The organism is Corynebacterium suedekumii, assembly GCF_030252185.1.
Taxonomy (GTDB): Bacteria; Actinomycetota; Actinomycetes; order Mycobacteriales; family Mycobacteriaceae; genus Corynebacterium; species Corynebacterium suedekumii.
The window spans coordinates 1,314,725-1,334,639 of the sequence record NZ_CP126970.1 but is presented as its reverse complement, the minus strand read 5'-3'; the positions used below and the strand labels follow the sequence as shown (position 1 = coordinate 1,334,639).

At 68.1% G+C, this 19,915-nt stretch carries 14 protein-coding genes and 1 pseudogene; 6 read left to right on the top strand and 9 right to left on the bottom strand.

The features are described from left to right. Position 1 precedes the first annotated feature (1 nt). Positions 2-2,089: an acyltransferase family protein gene (locus QP029_RS06700; protein WP_284876029.1), complete on the bottom strand. Its 2,088-nt coding sequence runs from the start codon at positions 2,087-2,089 to the stop codon at positions 2-4. 85 nt (positions 2,090-2,174) lie between these two features. Here QP029_RS06700 and QP029_RS06695 point away from each other — a divergent pair, with 85 nt between their 5' ends. Continuing rightward, entirely contained in the window at positions 2,175-2,585 is a 411-nt protein-coding gene (locus QP029_RS06695; RefSeq protein WP_284876028.1) for a DUF3151 domain-containing protein, read from the top strand. A gap of 343 nt (positions 2,586-2,928) precedes the next feature. Then, positions 2,929-3,198: a hypothetical protein gene (locus QP029_RS06690; protein WP_284876027.1), complete on the top strand. Its 270-nt coding sequence runs from the start codon at positions 2,929-2,931 to the stop codon at positions 3,196-3,198. 79 nt (positions 3,199-3,277) lie between these two features. Here QP029_RS06690 and QP029_RS06685 read toward each other — a convergent pair whose 3' ends face one another. Further along, positions 3,278-4,336: a Cj0069 family protein gene (locus QP029_RS06685; protein ID WP_284876026.1), complete on the bottom strand. Its 1,059-nt coding sequence runs from the start codon at positions 4,334-4,336 to the stop codon at positions 3,278-3,280. 228 nt (positions 4,337-4,564) lie between these two features. Here QP029_RS06685 and QP029_RS06680 point away from each other — a divergent pair, with 228 nt between their 5' ends. Next, the gene (locus tag QP029_RS06680; RefSeq protein ID WP_284876025.1) at positions 4,565-5,434 is read left to right on the top strand and encodes a sulfurtransferase; all 870 of its coding nucleotides are present in this window, start codon (positions 4,565-4,567) and stop codon (positions 5,432-5,434) included. 179 nt (positions 5,435-5,613) lie between these two features. Then, entirely contained in the window at positions 5,614-7,386 is a 1,773-nt protein-coding gene (locus QP029_RS06675; protein ID WP_284876024.1) for an acetyl/propionyl/methylcrotonyl-CoA carboxylase subunit alpha, read from the top strand. 63 nt (positions 7,387-7,449) lie between these two features. Here QP029_RS06675 and QP029_RS06670 read toward each other — a convergent pair whose 3' ends face one another. Beyond that, on the bottom strand, positions 7,450-7,971 hold the full coding sequence (locus QP029_RS06670; protein ID WP_284876023.1) for a PadR family transcriptional regulator: 522 nt from the start codon (positions 7,969-7,971) through the stop codon (positions 7,450-7,452). Positions 7,972-8,155: 184 nt separating this feature from the next. Here QP029_RS06670 and QP029_RS06665 point away from each other — a divergent pair, with 184 nt between their 5' ends. Next, a complete protein-coding gene (locus QP029_RS06665; RefSeq protein ID WP_284876022.1) occupies positions 8,156-8,644 on the top strand; it encodes a GNAT family N-acetyltransferase in 489 nt (162 codons plus the stop codon). On the opposite strand, the gene QP029_RS06660 is transcribed toward QP029_RS06665, so the two are convergent. The 5 genes from QP029_RS06660 to prpD all read right to left on the bottom strand — a co-directional run bounded on the left by QP029_RS06660 (position 8,632) and on the right by prpD (position 16,916). Beyond that, complete coding sequence (locus QP029_RS06660; RefSeq protein ID WP_284876021.1) at positions 8,632-9,561, bottom strand: arsenic resistance protein; 930 nt, start codon at positions 9,559-9,561, stop codon at positions 8,632-8,634. The two genes, QP029_RS06665 and QP029_RS06660, sit on opposite strands and share 13 nt — an antisense overlap. Before the next feature lie 46 nt (positions 9,562-9,607). Continuing rightward, positions 9,608-13,021: a pyruvate carboxylase gene (locus QP029_RS06655; RefSeq protein ID WP_284876020.1), complete on the bottom strand. Its 3,414-nt coding sequence runs from the start codon at positions 13,019-13,021 to the stop codon at positions 9,608-9,610. 252 nt (positions 13,022-13,273) lie between these two features. Next, complete coding sequence (locus tag QP029_RS06650; RefSeq protein ID WP_284876019.1) at positions 13,274-14,434, bottom strand: bifunctional 2-methylcitrate synthase/citrate synthase; 1,161 nt, start codon at positions 14,432-14,434, stop codon at positions 13,274-13,276. Between the two features lie 36 nt (positions 14,435-14,470). After that, on the bottom strand, positions 14,471-15,403 hold the full coding sequence (gene prpB / locus QP029_RS06645) for a methylisocitrate lyase (RefSeq protein ID WP_284876018.1): 933 nt from the start codon (positions 15,401-15,403) through the stop codon (positions 14,471-14,473). 1 nt (position 15,404) lies between these two features. Then, positions 15,405-16,916, bottom strand: a complete 1,512-nt coding sequence (prpD, locus tag QP029_RS06640; protein WP_284876017.1) for a 2-methylcitrate dehydratase PrpD — start codon at positions 16,914-16,916, stop codon at positions 15,405-15,407. 187 nt (positions 16,917-17,103) lie between these two features. On the opposite strand from prpD, the pseudogene QP029_RS06635 reads away from it, so the two are divergent. Beyond that, positions 17,104-18,425, top strand: a pseudogene (locus tag QP029_RS06635) (short-chain fatty acyl-CoA regulator family protein). A 13-nt stretch (positions 18,426-18,438) separates the two neighbouring features. On the opposite strand, the gene QP029_RS06630 reads toward QP029_RS06635, so the two are convergent. Continuing rightward, complete coding sequence (locus QP029_RS06630) at positions 18,439-19,851, bottom strand: NAD(P)H-quinone dehydrogenase (RefSeq protein WP_284876016.1); 1,413 nt, start codon at positions 19,849-19,851, stop codon at positions 18,439-18,441. Positions 19,852-19,915: the final 64 nt, after the last annotated feature.

Sequence of the window (19,915 nt, the reverse complement as noted above, 5' to 3'; positions counted from 1 at the left end):
GTCACACGAACTCGCGGATCTCCCGCCACAGCAGCGGCGCGAGCGTCTCGCCGTAGGCGTTGGAGAAGTGGTTGCCGTCCCGGTAGACGTACAGGTTGCCGATCACCCCGGGGCAGATGTCACCGGGGCAGAACCAGTCCGCGGTGTCCACGGCCTTCATGTCGGGGCGTGAGTTGAGGCTGCGTGCCGAGGGATCCACCGGCGCATACGCGTGCTCCCGCAGCATCCCGCAGCCCTCGTTGTCCCCGGTCTCCGCGACACACCACGACACCATGAAGCCGGAGCCGTCCGACTCGAGGAACCACGGGTTGTCACGCAGGCCGACGAAGGGGATGCTGCGCTCCTCGAGGAAGTCCCACAGCGTGGGGTAGCTGCGCGGCACCTCGTCGATGAAGCGGTCGAGTTCGAGCATGGGGCGCGTCGAGTTGGAGATGACCAGGTCGGGACGGACCTCGTCGAGACGCTCCATGACCTGCTCGTTGAACTCCTGGCACTCCTCGGAGAACACCCCGTCGCGCTCCTCCGCGAACGCCGGGCAGGACTGGCGCACCAGCGGGACGATCCGGAAACCGTGCTCCTGCCCGAGGATGTCCAGCGGCGTCATCCACTGCTCCGCATGGGAACCGCCGATGAGGTAGACCTCGGTCTCGGCCGCCGGGTCGCCGAAGATGCAGCCCTCCCCGACCTCGTCGACCGGCAGGACCGAGGGGTCATCCCCGAACACCGACATGCAGCCGTTCGCCCACGCCGGCGGGTACAACTCCGGCAGGACGGAGGCATCGGGCTGGTAGTCGGCGACGACGGGGACACGCTCGCCGAGCAGGGCGCGGGCGCCGGGGTACAGGCGGGCGTCGAGAAGCTCGTCGCCGAGGTCGTCGATGCGGGCCTGCCAGATCGCCGGCACCGCCAGCAGCGTCGCGACGACCGCCGCCACCAGCACCGCACCCACCGCCCGCACGCGCGGGGCCACGTGATCCGCCAACCCGGCCTTCGCCTCCGCGAGCCGGTTCTCCCCCGCCAGCGGCCGCTTCGCCTGCTGCCGCAGCGGACGCTCCACCAGGCGGTGCGTCAGATCCGCCAGCACCAGCGACACCGCCACCACCCCGACCCCGACGAGCACGGTCGGAGTCTGCTGACTCAGGTACGCCGTGGTGATGATGAGCAACGGCCAGTGCCACAGATACAACGGATAGGCGATGTCCCCCAGCCAGCGCATGAACCCGCTCGACAACACCACCGACAGTCGACTGTGCCCGCCACCGAGAATGACCAGCACCGCACCACCAATCGGGTACAACGCCGCCACACCCGGGAACTGCAGCGCACCGTCGAAGAGGAAACCCGTGGACAGCACCATCGCCAGGCCCACCCACGTCGCCGTCACCCGCAGCCACGGCGGCAACTGCAGCTTCCCACCGTGCAGGGCCAGCAACCCACCGAGCGTGAGCTGCCACATCCGCGACCACGTGGAGTAGTAGTTGAGCGGCTGATCGATCTGCTGCAGCCACAACGCGTAACCGAAGGACGCGACCGTGGCCAGCACGAGGAACGGCGTCACCGCCCGCCGCAGATCCACCCCCGCCCGACGCGCCCAGATGATCAGCATGGCCAGCGCAATGGCCAGGAGATAGAACTGTCCCTGCACCGCCATCGACCACAGATGCTGCAACGGACTGACCAACGCCGACGCCGTGTCATAGGCCGCCGACTGCGCCGCCAGCTCCCAGTTCTGGAAATACCCCAGGCTGGCCACGAACTGCCACGCCAGATCCATCCGCTGCAACTCCGGCGTGAGCAGCCGGATGGCCAGGGCCGTCGACCCCAACACCAGAACCAGGGCCGGCAACAGGCGCCTGATCGTGCGCCAGATCGGCCACCACGGACTCGGCGCCGCATTGTCCCGCGCCGCGTACCGCAGCTGCGAACCCAGGAAGAAATAACCCGACAGCATCAGGAACACGTCCACGCCACCGGACACCCGGCCGACGAAGACGTGGAAGAGGACGACGAACGCGATCGCGATACCCCGCAGACCATCCAGGTCATAGCGGTAGGAGACGCTTCTCGGAATGGGGGTCGCCCCCGTCATCGTCACTTCCGTCGCCGCGGCGCGCACCCAGGTCCTCTTTCCAGCCGAATGATCCGCTAACAGAGTACAGCTAGGGTGTGGAGACATGGAACTCAACGACATGCTCGCCCCGCCGCCGGTGACCCTGCCCGCCGACCCGGCCGCCACCCTCGACCCCGCCGCCGCCGACACCGCCTTCGCCCACCCCGACAGCCCGCTCGTCTGGGCCACCCGCGCGGAGGCCGCCCTCGAATCGGCGTCCTCGGATGACGAGAAGCTCATCGCCTACGCCTTCGCCCGCACCGGCTACCACCGCTCCCTCGACCGCCTGCGTGCCAACAAGTGGAAGGGCTGGGGACCCATCCCCTGGAGCCACGAGGCCAACCAGCCCGTCCTGCGCGCCATCGCCGCCCTCGCCCGCGCCGCCGCCCTCATCGGCGAGGACGCCGAATACGACCGCTGCCGCCAGATGCTCTCCGACGCCGACCCGGAGTCCGTCGAGCGACTGCTGGGGTAGGTCATGTCGTTCCTCGGTGTCGCTTGGTGGCGCTTTGCGTGCCAGAAGAGACCCGGAATCGCCGATTTTTCGGTGAAACTGGCATGGAAAGCGCCACCTGTGGCCTTTCGGATGGCATGAATTCGGGTGGATCCTGGATTTCAGGGAGTTGCTGCCACGCGATAGGACCCGGGGTCCGGTTCGCCCTCCCGGTCCGGCAATGGACCTTGGAGGAAGAATTCACCATGTACATCGGCGGAACCAGATCCGGTGCACTGCTGGAGATTGGCGTGGTGCGGGGAGATCTGTCCCTCGTCATCGTCCACGCCATGCCCGCCCGACCGACATTCATCAGGCGATCATCATGCCCCGAAGCATCCAGGACATCTTCGAGCATGCGGACGAACTTGCCCGCCGATTCGAAAACTACACCCCCCGACCCGGTGACGACGTCGATCTCGTCGCGGAACACACCCTCCAGCAGGCCGTCCTGCAGCAGATCAGCGCGGAGAAGACCGTGGACAAGGCCGTCCGATCCGCCCGGAACGCCGGGCTGAGCTGGACCACCATCGGTTCCGTTCTCGGCACCTCCGGGGAGGCGGCCCGACAGAAGTACGGCCCGCGGGTGGGGTGACCGGTCACCTCCGCCAACGACGTTGAGCCGGCACCCCGTGAGGGATGCCGGCTCAACGTCGTTCAGCTATGCGGGGCTACTAACCCTGGGCAGCCTCCACGCGCCCGATGGCTTCCTTGGCCACCTGCTCCTGGATGCCCATGTCCAGTTCGGAGGTGAAGCCGACGCAGGAGCAGTTGATCTCACCGAGGACGTAGGTGTCGGAGCCGTCCTCGCCGTCGGCGAGCATGAAGTCGGCGGTCCAGATCAGCGGGATGTTGTCGCCGCCGAGCTTCTCGGCGATGACGGGGCGGGCGTCGGCGAACATGTCGACGAGCTCCTGCCAGGCCTCCGGCTTGTCGTAGGTGTACTTCGCGCCGGAGAACAGGGTGGCGGAGAAGTTGTCGCCGCCCTCGGCCGGCTTCTTGTGCACGACGAACACGGGGTGCGGGCCGACGAGGAGGATGCGGATCTCACCTTCGACGATGCGCGGCATGAAGCGCATGTCCACGAGCATGCCGTTGTCGCCGATGATGTACTGGTGACAGAAGTCCATGAACTCACCGAGCTCGCGGACCTCGGTGTGGTTGTCCACGGCCTCGGTGGCCTTGAGCTTGGTGTCCAGCGGCAGGGCGGTGCCCGGATCGACGGAGGCGGCCAGTTCCTTGTCCTCGAGCTGGACGCGCCAGATGCCGGAGCCGGTGGAGCCGCGGTTCTGCTTGAGCACGCGCTCGCCGTAGGACAAAGAAGTGGGGAAGGTGCTGTGGAAGCTCTCGACGTCGTAGTACGCGGCGGTGTCGTCGGGCACGAGGTCGGTGTCGTTGAGCTTGACCAGGGCATCCTTGGCGCCGTAGGCCATCATCTCGGCCGGGGTGGACATGCCGACGAGGCCGGTGTCGGACAGGCGGGTGAGCAAGTCGAAGTAGCCCTTCTCACCGCCGGGGATGTTGCCCGGGTTGACGCGGGAGATGTAGCCGCCGAAGTTCTCGGAGACGTAGGTGAACAGGTCGTCGGCCCATTCGGGGCGGTAGTAGACGACCTCGGAGTGCCAGCCGGCGTCCTTGATGGCGTTAACGATGGGCATGGTGTCGCGGCGGTGGCCGTCGATGTACTTGTCTGATCCGCCCTCAACCTCGAAGACGACGATTGCCTTGTTCATCTGGCGTTCCCTTTCATGAGGAATAGTCGACGTCGTCCCACGCTCATGAAAAGCACGGTCCAACTGCGATTTTAGTGCAGCGCAGTGGCCTACGTCGGCTGAGCGGAAAGGTAGTTACTAACGCCACAATGCCGGGCTGCGGGTGATCGCCCCCGCGGGAGCAACTACTCTTGGAACAGTCTCAGTAACCTGCTCAACCTCCCGTCTGACATGAAAGGAGTGCCCGCTGTGGCTGCTCCGTTTGATCCGCTCCCCCAGTTCCAGGACTACGCCCGACCGGAGCGTCTGGTCTCCGCGTCCTGGCTCTCGGCCCGGCTGGGTTCTCCCGGACTTCGCGTCGTCGAGTCCGACGAGGACACCCTGCTCTATGACATCGGCCATCTGCCCGGCGCGGTGCGGATCGACTGGCGGCATGACCTGACCGACGATGTCACGCGTGACGTCATCGACGGGGAGGCCTTCGCGGAGCTCATGCGGTCCAAGGGCATCAACCGCGATGACACGGTGGTCATCTACGGTGACCAGTCCAACTGGTGGGCCTCCTACACCCTGTGGGTCTTCGAGCTGTTCGGCCATGAGGATGTCCGCCTGCTCGACGGTGGGCGTGACGCGTGGATGGCGGAGGAGAGGGACACCTCCTTCATGGTCCCGGATTTCCCGCGGTCGGATTACCCGGTGGTGGAGCGCAATGACTCGGAGCACCGGATCCTGGTGCAGGAGGTGCTCGGCACGATCGGGAAGGACACGATCATCGATGTCCGTTCGCCGGAGGAGTTCGCCGGCACCAACGATGATTCCTCGCATCCGGCGACGGCGCCGGCGCTGCGCAACGGTCACATCCCCACGGCCCGGAACTATCCGTGGGCGGAGTCGGTGCACGCGAACTCGCGGTTCCGTTCCCGCGCCGAGCTCGACGAGATCTACGGTGCCCTGAAGGCGTCGGAGGAGACGGTGATCTACTGCCATCTCGGCGATCAGTCGGCTCACACGTGGTTCGTGCTCAAGCATCTGCTGGGGTTCGATAAGACCCGCAATTACGACGGTTCGTGGGTCGAATGGGGCAACATGGTCCGGATGCCGATCGAGCGCGGGGAGTAATTTCTTCCGCCCACCTGGGAAAACCTTCGCCTCTGGCACATTAATTCAGGCAAAACCCGAGACCTGACGGAATGCTCACGTTTTTGTGTGCAAGAATAGTCTGCATGCGTTGCGCAGCCGCCTCAGTTGTGGCGGTCCGGCGCGGCACACATTCGTAGCACATGAAAGGGAACACCGAAGTGGCAGTTGAGACCAAGAAGATCACGAAGGTCCTCGTGGCCAACCGCGGCGAGATCGCCGTACGAGTGATCCGGGCCGCCAAGGATGCGGGCATCGCCAGTGTCGCCGTCTATGCGGAGCCCGACGCGGACGCCCCGTTCGTCGCCCTGGCCGATGAGGCCTTCGCTCTCGGTGGCCAGAGTTCCGCTGAGTCCTACCTCGTGATCGAGAAGATCATCGACGCCGCCGCCAAGTCCGGCGCGGACGCCGTCCACCCCGGCTACGGCTTCCTCGCCGAGAACGCCGACTTCGCGCAAGCCGTCATCGACTCGGGTCTCATCTGGATCGGCCCGCCACCGTCGGCGATCTCCGATCTGGGTGACAAGGTCACCGCCCGCCACATCGCGGAGCGGGCGAACGCCCCGATGGCACCGGGCACGAAGGATCCGGTGGCCGGTGCGGACGAGGTCGTCGCCTTCGCCGAGGAGCACGGTCTGCCCATCGCCATCAAGGCCGCCTTCGGTGGCGGTGGCCGTGGCATGAAGGTCGCCTACGAGATGGGCGAGGTGGCGGAGTTGTTCGAGTCCGCCACCCGTGAGGCCGTCTCCGCCTTCGGTCGCGGCGAGTGCTTCGTCGAGCGTTACCTGGACAAGGCCCGCCACGTCGAGGCGCAGGTCCTCGCGGACCAGCACGGCAACGTCGTGGTCATGGGTACCCGTGACTGCTCGCTGCAGCGTCGTTTCCAGAAGCTGGTGGAGGAGGCTCCGGCCCCCTTCCTCACCGATGAGCAGCGCACCCAGATCCACGAGTCCGCGAAGGCCATCTGCCGCGAGGCCGGATACTACGGTGCCGGCACGGTGGAGTACCTCGTCGGCGCGGACGGCCTGATCTCCTTCCTGGAGGTCAACACCCGCCTGCAGGTGGAGCACCCGGTCACTGAGGAGACCACGGGCGTTGACCTGGTCCTCGAGCAGTTCCGGATCGCCGAGGGCGAGCAGCTGCGTTTCACCGAGGATCCGGCCCCTCGCGGCCACTCCTTCGAGTTCCGCATCAACGGCGAGGACGCGGGCGCCAACTTCATGCCGGCCCCGGGCACCGTCGCGGTGTACCAGCAGCCGGACGGCCCGGGTGTGCGCGTCGACTCGGGTGTGCGTGCCGGTTCCGTCATCGGCGGCCAGTTCGACTCCATGCTGGCCAAGCTCATCGTCACCGGTGAGAACCGTGACCAGGCGCTGGCCCGCGCCCGGCGCGCGCTCGACGAGTACGTGGTCGAGGGCATGCCGACGGTGCTGCCGTTCCACCGCCACATCGTCTCCAACCCGGCGTTCATCGGTGACGGCGAGTCCTTCGACATCTACACCAAGTGGATCGAGGAGGAGTGGGACAACCCGATCAAACCCTACGTGGACGCCGCTGAGGCGGACGAGGACGAGGCCACCCCGGCCCACAAGGTCGTCGTCGAGGTCGACGGTCGTCGGGTGGAGATCGCCCTGCCGGGTGATCTCGCGCTCGGTGGCGGTGCGGCCCCGAAGAAGAAGGCGAAGAAGCGTCGTTCCGCCGGTGGTGCCGGCGGTGCCTCCGGTGATGCGGTGTCCGCGCCGATGCAGGGCACCGTCATCAAGGTCAACGTCTCCGAGGGGGCGGAGGTGACCGAGGGTGAGGTCATCGTCGTCCTCGAGGCCATGAAGATGGAGAACCCGGTCAAGGCACACAAGTCGGGTGTGGTCACGGGCCTGGCCGTGGAGGCCGGCGCAGGCGTGACCAAGGGTCAGCTGCTGCTCGAGATCAAGTAGCCCCCGCAACGACGACGGCTCCCACCTCCCCGGTCACGGGGCGGCGGGAGCCGTTCTGTCATGTCAGAGCCCGGCAATCTCCTCTTCGGCGCGACGCAGGATGGCCACGACCCGGTCGGTGTGCGCGTCGTCGCTACGCTTGACGGTCTCCCGCAGGCGGCGCATGGCGGCGCGACGTTCGTGGTGCGGGCCGGCGGCCTCGTCCCGGTAGGTGTCGAGTATCCCGGACCAGTCGGCGCGGTGCTCGGTGACCAGCTCGCGGCCGACGTCGGTGAGCGAGGCGAGTTTGCGGCCGTCGGACACCGCGATGGTGATCAGGCCCTCGTCCTCGAGCATGCTCAGCCGCGGGTAGATCGCGCCCGGGCTGGGTGCCCAGTTCTCGCCGGTGGCCTCGCTGATGGTGGTGATGATCTGGTAGCCGTGCATGGGCTGGTCGGCGAGCAGCAGGAGGATGACGTTGCGCAGATCGCCGCGCCCGGCCCGGCCTCCCCCTGCCCCGACCGTGGCCGTGACCGTGGCCGTGACCGGGCCGGTGGTCCCGGCGTCGGCCCCGGCTGCGGCGGCCACAGTGGCCACAGTGCCCACGGTTGCCATGGTGGTCGTGCTGGTCGTCGTGGATGTGAATGGTGTAGCTCATGGTGTGAGCCCCTCTCTGGAAGGTGTGCGGTGGTCCGGTTCCCCCGGGGACCACCCTGACGCCGTTAACGATATATCTCTATCCCGTTCCTGTCAACGATATATCGCAAACTTCTTCCGTACACTGTCCCCCATGACCGACTTCACCCTCCGTCCCGCCACCGAATCCGACCGCACCTACCTCGAGCGACTCTTCTACCTCACCGACGTCTGGGGCGATGACACCCGTCCCCCGAGCGCCGGCTTCGTCGATGATCTCGGCGTCTTCGTCGACGCGTGGAGCGAGGACCAGGGCGGGGTCATCGCGGTGAGCGACCAGCGCGTGCCCGCCGGCGGCGTGTGGCTGCGCTCCGGCTCCGACCGCCGTCCCCCGTACGGTTTCGTCGCCGAGGACGTCCCCGAGCTCGCCATCGCCGTGGAGTCTGCTTTCGGTGGGCACGGCCTCGGCCGCTCGCTTATCGACGCCGCCCTGACCCTCGCCCGCCGGCAGGGTCGCCGTGGGCTCTCCCTGGCCGTCGATGACGGCAACGACCGGGCCCGTCACCTCTACAAGAAGGTCGGCTTCGAGGTCGTCGAGGCACGCCCGGAGCTCAAGGTGACCGCGATGGTCTACTGGTTCTGAACCAGCCGCGGGATGAGGCGGACGTAGATCACCATGCCGATGAGTTCGACGAGCGTCTGCGCCACCACCACGACGGCCGCCCCGGGCACCGTCAGCGCCAGGGGCAGGACGACCAGCGAGTTGCGCGTGGCACCGGAGAACACCACCGCCCGCCGGCCCGGGACGTCCTGCCGGAGGATCCGGGAGACCAGCAGGCCGGCCGGGGCCGTCACCACGAGGAAGGCGATGTAGAGGGGGATCACCCGCAGGAGGGACGGGAGGTCGGCGCGGACCGCGTCGATCTGGGAGGCCACCACGACCAGGAGGGTGGCCATCATCAGCGGCACCATGAGCGACTCCATGACCGCCATGAGCCGGCTCGCCCCCAGCCACTGCGTGACGGCGGCCGCCGCGAGGGGGACGACGATGAACAGCAGCAGGGCCTGGACAAACGGCCCCGGCTCGATGAGGTCGGCGACCCCGGGGCCGAGGAACACCCCCAGGTAGACGGGGATGAGCAGCATCTGCACGACCATGAGCACGGGCGCGGCCGCCAGCAACCGGTCGGCGGCTCCCCCGGCCAACCCGGTGAACACGATGACGTAGTCGATGCACGGGGCGAGCAGGACCAGGAGGACACCGAAGACAAGGACCCCGTCATCGGCGACGAACCGGGACAGGCCGTAGGCCAGCACCGGGACCACCACGAAGTTGAGGGTGAGGACGGCGGTGAGGAAGGGGGCGTCGATACGCGTGGCGCGCAGCGGGATGCCCAGGAAGGTGGCGTAGAGCAGTGCCATGAGCACCGGGGTGACACTCACCTCGAACGCGGGGGCTGCGGCGGGGGCGGCCAGTCCGATGCCGGCGCCGAGGGCCAGGGCCAGGAGATACAGCGGGATCTGGCGACGTTCGAGGAAGGTGGACACGCCAGGCAGCATAGCGAAGCGCCGCCCCGCCGGGTGTCGGGACGGCGCTCAGCGGCTGCTAGGAGATGACGACGATGAGGTCGCCGCCCTCCACCTTCGTGGCCTTCGCCAGGGCGAGGCGCTCGATGGTGCCGTCGACCGGGGCGGTGATGGTGGCCTCCATCTTCATCGCCTCGATCACCGCGACCGGATCACCGGCCTTGACCTCGTCGCCGACCTGGACGTTGATGGACACCACGCCGGCGAACGGCGCCGCGACGTGGCCCGGGTTCGTGGCGTCGGCCTTCTCCGCGGAGGCGGTGACGGACTCGACGGAACGGTCGCGGACCTTCATCGGGCGGATCTGGCCATTGACGTTGGCCACCACCTGGCGCATGCCCTTGTCGTCGGGCTCACCGACGGCGTCGAGGCGCACGACCATCGGCGGGGAGCCCGCGTCGGAGGCGAAGCGGATGATGTTCTCCTCGCCCTCCTCCAGGCCGTAGAAGAACACGCGGTCCTCCAGCGCCTCGGTGTTGCCGTACTGGCGGCGGTGCTCGAAGAACTCGGCGGCCTGCTTCGGGAACAGCAGCCGGTTGAGGGTGATGCGACGCTCGTCGCGGTCGGAGCTGGTGAGCTTCTTCTCATCCTCCGGCTCGACCTCCACCACGGCGTTCTTCGCCTCACCACGACCGGCCAGGGCCTTCTCCCGCAGCAGCGGCCACCCGCCGGGCGGGTTACCCAGCTCACCGCGCAGGAAGCCGATGACCGAGTCCGGGATGTCGTACTTCTGCGGGTCGTTGGCGAAGTCGTGCGGGTCCACGCCCGCACCGACCAGGTGCAGGGCGAGGTCGCCGACGACCTTGGAGGACGGGGTCACCTTCGTGGGGCGACCGAGCATCTCGTTGACGGCGGCGTAGTTGTCCTCGATGAGCTCGAAACGGTCCTCCAGGCCCAGGGCCTTGGCCTGCGTGCGCAGGTTGGACAGCTGGCCGCCGGGGATCTCGTGGCGGTACACCCGACCGGTCGGGCCGGGCACGCCCGCCTCGAAGGGGGCGTAGAGCTGGCGCACGGCCTCCCAGTAGGGCTCGAGGTCGGAGACGGCGTCGAGCGAGATGCCGGTGTCGCGGTGGGTGTGGGCGAAGGCCGCGACGATAGCGGACAGCGACGGCTGCGAGGTCGTGCCGGCCAGCGGGGCGGAGGCACCGTCGACGGCGTCCGCACCCGCCTGGGCGGCGGCGAGGTAGGTGGCCAGCTGGCCGCCCGCGGTGTCGTGGGTGTGGACGTGGACCGGCAGGTCGAACTCGCGGCGCAGCGCGGTGACCAGCTTCGAGGCCGCCGCCGGGCGCAGCAGGCCCGCCATGTCCTTGATGGCCAGGACGTGCGCGCCGGTGCCCACGATCTCCTCGGCCAGCTTCAGGTAGTAGTCGAGGGTGTAGAGGTCCTCGGCCGGGTCGAGCAGGTTGCCCGAGTAGGCCATGGCCACCTCGGCGACGGTGCTGCCGGTCTCCAGGACCGCGTCGATCGCCGGGCGCATCTGGTCGACATCGTTGAGGGCGTCGAAGATGCGGAAGATGTCGATGCCCGAGGAGGCGGCCTCGGTGACGAACGCGCGGCACACCGAATCCGGGTACGGGGTGTAGCCGACGGTGTTGCGGCCACGCAGCAGCATCTGGATGTTGACGTTGGGCATCGCCTCGCGGAGCTTGTCCAGGCGCTGCCACGGATCCTCGAACAGGAAGCGCATGGCCACGTCGTAGGTGGCACCGCCCCACGCCTCCACGGACAGCAGCTGCGGGGTCAGCCGGCCGACGTGCTCGGCGGCGGCGACCAGTGCGGAGGATCGGATGCGGGTGGCCAGCAGTGACTGGTGGGCGTCACGGAAGGTGGTGTCGGTGACCGCCAGGGCGTCCTGCTCGCGCAGGTGCTTCGCGAACTTCTCCGGGCCCAGGTCCCGCAGCAGGTCCCGGGAACCACGCGGCATCGGGGCATCCGACTTCGCGGGCAGCTTCTTCGCCGGCCGGACCTCGGTGGGGCGTTTGCCGTGCGGGCGGTTGACGGTGACGTCCGCGAGGTAGTTGAGGATACGGCCCGGCTCATCATCGGCCGGCGGGGCGGCCAGCAGGTGGATGTGGTCGTTGATGAAGTTGGTGGAGATGCGCTTGTGCTGGAAGTCCTCCTCGCGCAGCAGGGCGCGGAGGAAGCCGATGTTGGTGGCCACACCGGAGACGGTGAACTCGTTGAGCGCACGCTGGGCACGGGCCACGGCGATGTCGAAGGTGGCGCCACGGCAGGTCATCTTCACCAGCATGGAGTCGAAGTTCGGGGAGATCTCGCCGCCGAGGGAGGCCGCGCCGTCGAGACGCACACCCGCACCACCCGGGGAACGGTACGCGGTGATGGTGCCGGTGTCGGGGCGGAAGTTGTTGGACGGGTCCTCGGTGGTGATACGGCACTGCAGGGCCGCGCCGTGGAGCTTGATCTTGTCCTGGGTCAGGCCCAGTTCCTTCAGCGTCGCGCCGGCGGCCAGGTTCATCTGCGCCTTGACCAGGTCAATGGAGGTGACCTCCTCGGTGACCGTGTGCTCGACCTGGATGCGCGGGTTCATCTCGATGAAGACGTGGTTGCCCTTCTCGTCCACGAGGAACTCCACCGTGCCGGCGCACTGGTAGCCGATGGACTCACAGAACTTCACCGCGTCCTGGCAGATCCGGTCCCGCAGCTCCGGGTCGAGGTGCTGGGCGGGGGCGATCTCCACGACCTTCTGGTGGCGGCGCTGCAGCGAGCAGTCACGCTCGTAGAGATGGATGACGTCACCGGTGTGGTCGGCGAGGATCTGCACCTCGATGTGCTGCGGGTTGATCACCGCACGCTCGAGGTAGACGTGGCCGTCACCGAACGCGGCTTCCGCCTCGCGGGAGGCCTCGGCGGCGAGCTGGGCGACATCCTCCGGCTTCTCCACGAAGCGCATGCCACGACCACCGCCACCGGCGACGGCCTTGACGAAGATGGGGAAGGTGAAGTCCTTCGACATCGCCACCAGCTCGTCGATGTCGGTGGACGGCTCCGAGTCCTGCAGCACCGGCAGGCCCGCCTTCTTCGCCGCCTCCACGGCAGCGGACTTGTCGCCGGTCAGGTCGAGGACCTCCGGCGGCGGGCCGATGAAGGTGAGGCCGTTCTCCGCGCACTCGCGGGCCAGCTGGGCGTTCTCGGAGAGGAAACCGTAGCCGGGGTACACCGCGTCAGCGTGGGTCTTCTTCGCCGCCCGGATGATCTCGTCGATGTCGAGGTACGCCTTGACCGGGGAGCCCTCGGTGCCGATGCGCACGGCCTCGGACGCGAAGGAACGGTGGAAGGAGTTCCGGTCCTCCAGCGGATACACGGCGACGGTGGCGGAACCGGTCTCGAATGCGGCGCGGAACGCGCGGACCGCGATCTCGCCTCGGTTGGCGACGATTACCTTCTTGAAAGCTGGCGGGGTGTATGTGTCCACGGAGGGGGTCCTTTCCGAACGACATGCGTGTGTGGCATGCGGAAAATAAGCGGGGTGCAGTAGCGGAGATCACTGCCTCTACTCCACGTTAATAGCAGGTGCCCGTCCGGAGATTCGGGGTGATTCCGGACAGCGAAACGGGGGTGGTCGGTGGGGTGGTCCGACCAGGCGGGGTACACCGACGGCGCAGGGCCCATGGCGGGCGGTCCCCGGCCATGGGCCCTGGTGGCGGCAGTGGTGTCAGCAGTGGTGTCAGCGCTCGGCGAGCGGGGTGACCTCGCGCTGCTCCGGGCCGTTGTACTCGGACAGCGGACGGATCAGGGAGTTGTTCTCGTACTGCTCGACGATGTGCGCGGTCCAGCCGGCGACGCGGGCGATGACGAACAGCGGGGTGAAGAAGTCCACCGGGAACCCGAGCAGGTGGTAGGCGGGGCCGGCCGGGAAGTCGAGGTTCGGCTTGATGCCGGTGCGCTCGTCCATGGCGGCGGCCATCTTCTCGTACATCTCGACCCACTTGGCGCCGTCGTGGCGCTCGGCGAGCTCGCGGAAGGACTTCTCCATCGACGGGACGCGGGAGTCGCCCTTCTTGTACACGCGGTGGCCGAAGCCCATGATGAGGTCCTTGTTGTCCAGCGCGTTGTTGACCCAGTCGGTCGCCTTCGCGGGATCCTCGATCGAGAGCATGGTGTGCATGACGAACTCGTTGGCGCCGCCGTGGAGCGGGCCCTTGAGGGCGCCGATGGCGCCGGTGATGGCGGAGTAGACGTCGGAGCGGGTGGAGGTGATCACCCGCCCGGTGAAGGTGGAGGCGTTGAAGGAGTGCTCAGCGTAGAGGATGAGGGACTTCTCGAAGTCGCGGACGTCATCCGGGCTGGACGCCGGGGAGTCCTCACCGGTGCCGAAGACCATGGCGAGGAGGTTCTCGGCGACGGACTTGTCGGCGTCGGGGGCGACGATGTCCTTGCCGGAGCGGCGGCGGATGTCCATGGCCAGGACCATGGGCAGCTGGGCGAGGAGGGTGTGGCCGACGTGGGTGATGTGCTCGGAGTCGGGGGTGAAGTGCTCCGGGTCCTTGGTGCCCAGGTAGGACACGGCGGTGCGCATGACGTCCATGGGGTGGCAGTCGGTGGGCAGGGAGTGGATGAGGGAGATCAGGCCGGGGTCGAGGCTGCGGTAGGAACGGCCCCGCTTGTTGAACTCGGTGAGCTGCTCCTCGGTGGGCAGCTCGCCGTTCCACAGGAGGTAGGCCACCTCCTCGAAGGAGCAGTGCTCGACCAGGTCCTGGACGGCGTAGCCGCGGTAGGTCAGGGAGTTGGTCTCCGGCATGACCTTGGAGACGCCGGTGTAGTCGGCGATGACGCCGTAGAGGCCCTTGCGGACGTCGGGATTGGTGTTCTCGTTCTTGGCGGACATGGTGCTCATCCCCTTTCAGGAGTGAAGGCTGGGAGGTCAGGGCTGGGTGAAGGTGGGCTGGTAGTTGTCGGCGGAGTAGGTGAACACCTGCTGGTCGAAGGCGTTGTACTCGTTGTAGCGGAGCAGTTCGTAGAGGCGGGAGCGGTGCTGCATGCGGTCGAGCCAGCCGGTCTGGGTGCCGGTCTCGGCGATCTCGGCCAGTGCTTGCTCGACCTGGCCCATGGCGATGCGCAGGGTGGTCACGGGGTAGATGACGGCGTTGAAGCCGAGGTCCTCGAGCTGCTGGGCCGACAGCAGGTCGGATTTGCCGAACTCGGTCATGTTGGCCAGCAGCGGCACGTCGACGGCGGCGCGGAACTTCTCGAAATCCGCCGGGGTGTGCAGCGCTTCGGTGAAGATGAGGTCGGCGCCGGCGTCGGCGTAGGCCTTGGCGCGTTCGATGGCGGAGTCGATGCCCTCGACACCGGCGGCGTCGGTCCGCGCGCAGATTATGAACTGGTCGTCGCGGCGTTCGTTGACGGCGGCGGTGATGCGGCGGAGCATGAGCTCGGTGGGCACGACCTCCTTGCCGTCGAGATGGCCGCAGCGCTTGGGGTTGACCTGGTCCTCGAGGTGGCAGCCGGCGACGCCGGCGTCCTCGAACTCGGAGATGGTGCGGGCGGCGGACATGGGCTCGCCGAAGCCGGTGTCGGCGTCGACAAGCACGGGCAGGTCGGTGACCCGGGCGATCTGCCGCGAGCGGTGCGCGACCTCCGTCAGGGTGGTCAGGCCGATGTCCGGCAGGGCGAGGTCGGCGGCGACGACGGCGCCGGAGACGTACACGCCGTCGAAGCCGGCCTCCTGGATGGCACGCGCCACCAGCGGGGAGAACGCACCGGGGAAGCGCTGGATGTTCCCGGAGGTCAGTCCGTCACGGAATGCTTTCCGACGCTCCGTCGGCGTCACCGTGGTGCTGTACAGTCCGGCCATCTCAGAACAGCCCCTTGCCCACGGTCGGGGCCTTGGCGATGACGTCCTCGGCGAGTTCGATGTTGAGCTCGGAGAGGTCCGTGAGGTTCTCCAGGTTCTCGGCGGCGGCGATGAAGCGGTCCTGCTCCTCGGTGGAGACGACGCCGTCGGCGAGGGTGCGGAACTTCTCGATGTACTGCTCGCGGGCGAAGGGGCGGGCGCCGAGCGGGTGGGCGTCGGCGACGGCCAGCTCATCCTCCACGATCGAGCCGTCGGCGAAGGTGATGACGGCGCGGGCACCGAAGGCCTTCTCGTCCGGGTCGGTGGAGTGGTAGCGGCGGGTCCACTCCGGGTCCTCGACGGTGGTGATCTTGTTCCACAGCTCGATGGCCTCCGGGCGGTTGGCCCGCTCCGGGGCGTAGGAACGCTCGTGGTGCCAGGCGCGGTCCTCGAGGGCGACGGCGAAGATGTACATGATCGAGTGGTCGAGGGTCTCGCGGGAGGCCTGCGGGTCGAACTTCTGCGGGTCGTTCGAGCCGGTGCCGATGACGTAGTGGGTGTGGTGCGAGGTGTGCAGGACGATCGACTCGATGTCGCGCAGGTCCCTGCCCTCGCTGACCAGCTGCTCGCCCATGCGGCGGGCGAGGTCAATCGGGGCCTGGGACTGGTACTCCGCGGAGTGCTCCTTGGTGTAGGTGTCCAGGATGCCGCGCTTGGCCTCACCCTCGCCGGGCAGCGGGACGGTGTACTCGTGGCCGGGTCCGGACAGCAGCCAGGCGATGACGCCGTCCTCGCCCTCCCAGATCGGGGCGGGGGCTCCTTCGCCGCGCATGGCGCGGTCGACGGCCTCGATGGCCATCTTGCCGGCGAAGGCCGGGGCGAACGCCTTCCAGGAGGAGATCTCGCCCTTGCGGGACTGGCGGGTGGCGGTGGTGGTGTGGAGTGCCTGGCCGATGGCCTGGTAGATGGTGTCCACGTCGAGGTCGAGCATGGTGCCGATGCCGGCGGCGGCCGAGGGGCCGAGGTGCGCGACGTGGTCGATCTTGTGCTCGTGGAGGCAGATGCCGCGGACCAGGTCGACCTGGATCTCGTAGCCGGTGGCCAGGCCGCGGATGAGCTCGCGGCCGCCCTTGCCGGCCTGCTGGGCGGCGGCGAGGATCGGCGGGATGTTGTCGCCCGGGTGGGAGTACTCGGCGGCGAGGAAGGTGTCGTGGAAGTCCAGCTCGCGGACGGCGGTGCCGTTGGCCAGGGCGGCCCATTCGGCGGCGTACTTACCGGGGAGGCCGAAGACGGAGGCGCCGCGGTCGGTGGTGGGGCGGGCGGCGGCCATGGCGCGGGCGGAGGTGACGGGGCGACGGAGGACGGAGGCCGCGGAGACGGAGGCGTTGTCGATGATCCGGTTGATGATCATCTCCTTCGTGTCCTCGGGCACCTCGACGGGGTCGGCGGCGACGCGGGCGATCTTGTAGGCCAGGTGCTCCTCGTAGGGGAAGTCCTCGGCGGAACGGTAGGTACGCACGGTGTGGTTGATCATGTGGTGCTCAAGCTCCTTCTCGGGGCGGCTGCCCGCCCGCTGCGTGATGAGTTGACCATCACACTAATGCGAAGTGTGTGTTGGCAGTCACAGTGAAGTCTGCGTAAAGTAGCCGTATCAGACCGCGTTTTCTGCGAACATTGTGGAATCAGCAGGTGAGAACCGTTTTCGCGCCGGAAGGACACACATGGCGAAGCACTTCGCGGGGGCACGGATCCGAACACTCCGCCGCGGCCGCAACCTCACCCAGCAGGAGATGGCCCGCCGCCTCAACCTGTCCACCAGCTACCTCAACCAGCTGGAGAACGATCAGCGCCCCCTGACGGTCACCGTCCTCATGGCCCTGTCCGCCAACTTCGACGTCGACCCCGCGTTCTTCTCCGCCGACCATGACGCCCGCACCGTCAACGAGCTGCGTGACACCTTCCCCACCGTCCCCACCGACCAGCTCGCCGACATCGCCGCCCGCTACCCCGACCTGGTCACCCGCGTCCTCGACCTCGCCGAACGCGCCCCCGCCGAGAAGCAGAAGGGCCCCTACGGGCTGGTCCGCGACTTCTTCTATGAACACCACAACTACATCCACGACCTCGACGTCCTCGGCGAGGACCTCGCCCGCCGCCTCGGCGAACCCCAGCTGCGCCTGACCCGCCTGTCCACCGCACTGGACCGCGACCTCGGGGTCATCGTCCGTTTCCGCAAGATCACCACCGGCCCGCGCCGCGTCTTCCACCCGGAGACCCGCGAACTCCACCTCCGCACGGGGCTGAGCGAGGCGCAGCTGTGCTTCGAGCTCGCACTCCAGTACGGCCTGCTGGCCCACACCGAGCTTCTCGACGCCCTCGCGTCCCCCCTGCCCACCGACGAGTCCCGCGGCATCGCCCACCTGGCTCTCGCCCAGTACTTCGCCGCCTCCGTGGTCATGCCCTACCAGGTCATGCTCGAGACCGCCGAGTCCACCGGCTACGACATCGACCGGCTGGCCGCCCACTTCGGCACCGGCTTCGAGACCACCTGCCACCGCCTGTCCACCCTGCAGCGACCCGGCGCACGGGGGTGCCGTTCTTCTTCGTCCGCACCGACCGGGCGGGCAACATCTCCAAGCGCCAGTCCGCCACCGGCTTCCACTTCTCCCGCACCGGCGGCTCCTGCCCGCTGTGGGTCATCCACCGCGCGTTCGAGACCCCGGGCCGGGTGACCCGCCAGGTCGCCGGCATGCCCGACGGGCGCCACTACCTGTGGATCGCCCGCACCGTCCGCGGCCAGATCCGGGGCTTTGGCCAACCCCGCAAGGAGTTCGCCGTCGGACTGGGCTGCGACCTCGACCAGGCCGAGCGGCTGGTCTACGCCACCGGCCTCGACCTCTCCCCCGCCTCGGCTACCCCGATCGGCCCGGGCTGCCGGGCCTGCCCTCGGGAACGCTGCCCCCAGCGCGCCTTCCCCCAGGAAGGCAGAAAGGTGGCGGTGGACCTCGACGCCACCGCCGACGAGTCCTACGCCACCTACTGACTGCGCGCGACCGCTACTCCAGGTCGTCGTGCGCGACGAGACGACGGGCCGCCTCGGTGATGGAACCGGACAGCGACGGGTACACCGCGAAGGTCTCCGCCAGTTGCTTGACCGTGAGGTTGTTCGACACCGCCACGGCGATCGGCAGGATGAGCTCGGACGCGGTCGGGGCGACGATGACGCCGCCGATGACCAGGCCGGAGTTGCGGCGGCAGAACAGCTTGACGAAGCCGTGCTTGAGCGAGCGCATCTTCGCCCGCGGGTTGGACTGCAGCGGGAGCACCACTGCGCGGGCGGAGACCTCGCCGGCCTCGATCTGCGCGTGGGTGATGCCCACGGCGGCGATCTCGGGGCGGGTGAACACGGCGGTGGCCACCGTCTTCAGCCGGATCGGGGAGACTCCCTCGCCGAGGGCGTGGTAGATGGCCAGGCGGCCCTGCATCGCGGCGACCGACGCGAGCGGGAACAGGTCGGTGCAGTCACCGGCGGCGTAGACGCCCGTGACGTTGGTGCGCGAGACCCGGTCGACGTGGATGTGCCCGGACGTGGTCATCTCCACCCCGATGTGCTCCAGTCCCAGGCCGTCGGTGGCGGGCACGGAACCGATGGACATGAGGGCGTGGGAGCCGAAGATCTCCCGACCGTCGGTGGTCTTCACACAGACCCCACCGTCCTCGGTCCGGGTGACGGACTCGACGCGGGCGTGCTTCTCCAGAGACACACCACGCTGGGCGAGGACGTGCTCGAGGACGTCCGCCGCGTCGGCGTCGTCATGCGGGAGGATGCGGTCACGGGAGGCGACCATGGTCACCTTGACGCCGAGCTCCGCGAAGGCGGAGACGAACTCGGCGCCGGTGACACCGGAACCGACGACGATGAGGTGCTCAGGCTGCTCCGTGAGGTCATAGACCTGCTGCCAGGTGAGGATCCGCTCCCCGTCCGGCTGGGCACCGGGCAGGATGCGCGGCGTCGCACCGGTGGCCAGGAGCACCAGCTCGGAGGACAGGTTCTCCTCCGTGCCGTCGGCGTGGGTGGCGATGATGTTGTGGGTGACCATGTCCCGTTCCTGGGACTCGTCGAACCGGGCGCGACCGTTGATGATGCGGACCCCGGCGCGCTCGAGCTGCATCCGGATGTCCTCCGACTGCTCCCCCGCCAGGTTGAGCACACGCTCGTTGAGGGCGTTGATGTGGATGCGTGCCCGGCCGAGGAGACTGTTGAGTCCCATGTCGTCCGCCCGACGCAGGTCGGTCTTGATGCCGGTGCCGGCGATGAAGGACTTGGACGGGACGCAGTCCAGCAGGACCGAGGAACCGCCGAGGCCCTGATCCTCGACGATCGTGACCTCCGCGCCGTACTTCGCTCCGGCGAGTGCTGCTTCGTAGCCGGCCGGACCACCTCCGATGATGACGATCCGCTTGTTCACGGGAACTTCCTCCAGGCTGGGCTCAGGGGTCAGGGACAGTGCGTCAGATTCGCACACGACTGGC

Excerpts from the sequence above, each read along its gene's own strand:
- QP029_RS06700 (WP_284876029.1), bottom strand. The coding sequence starts at position 2,089 with ATGACGGGGGCGACCCCCATTCCGAGAAGCGTCTCCTACCGCTATGAC.
- QP029_RS06695 (WP_284876028.1), top strand. The coding sequence starts at position 2,175 with ATGGAACTCAACGACATGCTCGCCCCGCCGCCGGTGACCCTGCCCGCC.
- QP029_RS06690 (WP_284876027.1), top strand. The coding sequence starts at position 2,929 with ATGCCCCGAAGCATCCAGGACATCTTCGAGCATGCGGACGAACTTGCC.
- QP029_RS06685 (WP_284876026.1), bottom strand. The coding sequence starts at position 4,336 with ATGAACAAGGCAATCGTCGTCTTCGAGGTTGAGGGCGGATCAGACAAG.
- QP029_RS06665 (WP_284876022.1), top strand. The coding sequence starts at position 8,156 with ATGACCGACTTCACCCTCCGTCCCGCCACCGAATCCGACCGCACCTAC.
- QP029_RS06660 (WP_284876021.1), bottom strand. The coding sequence starts at position 9,561 with ATGCTGCCTGGCGTGTCCACCTTCCTCGAACGTCGCCAGATCCCGCTG.
- QP029_RS06650 (WP_284876019.1), bottom strand. The coding sequence starts at position 14,434 with ATGTCCGCCAAGAACGAGAACACCAATCCCGACGTCCGCAAGGGCCTC.
- prpB (WP_284876018.1), bottom strand. The coding sequence starts at position 15,403 with ATGGCCGGACTGTACAGCACCACGGTGACGCCGACGGAGCGTCGGAAA.
- prpD (WP_284876017.1), bottom strand. The coding sequence starts at position 16,916 with ATGATCAACCACACCGTGCGTACCTACCGTTCCGCCGAGGACTTCCCC.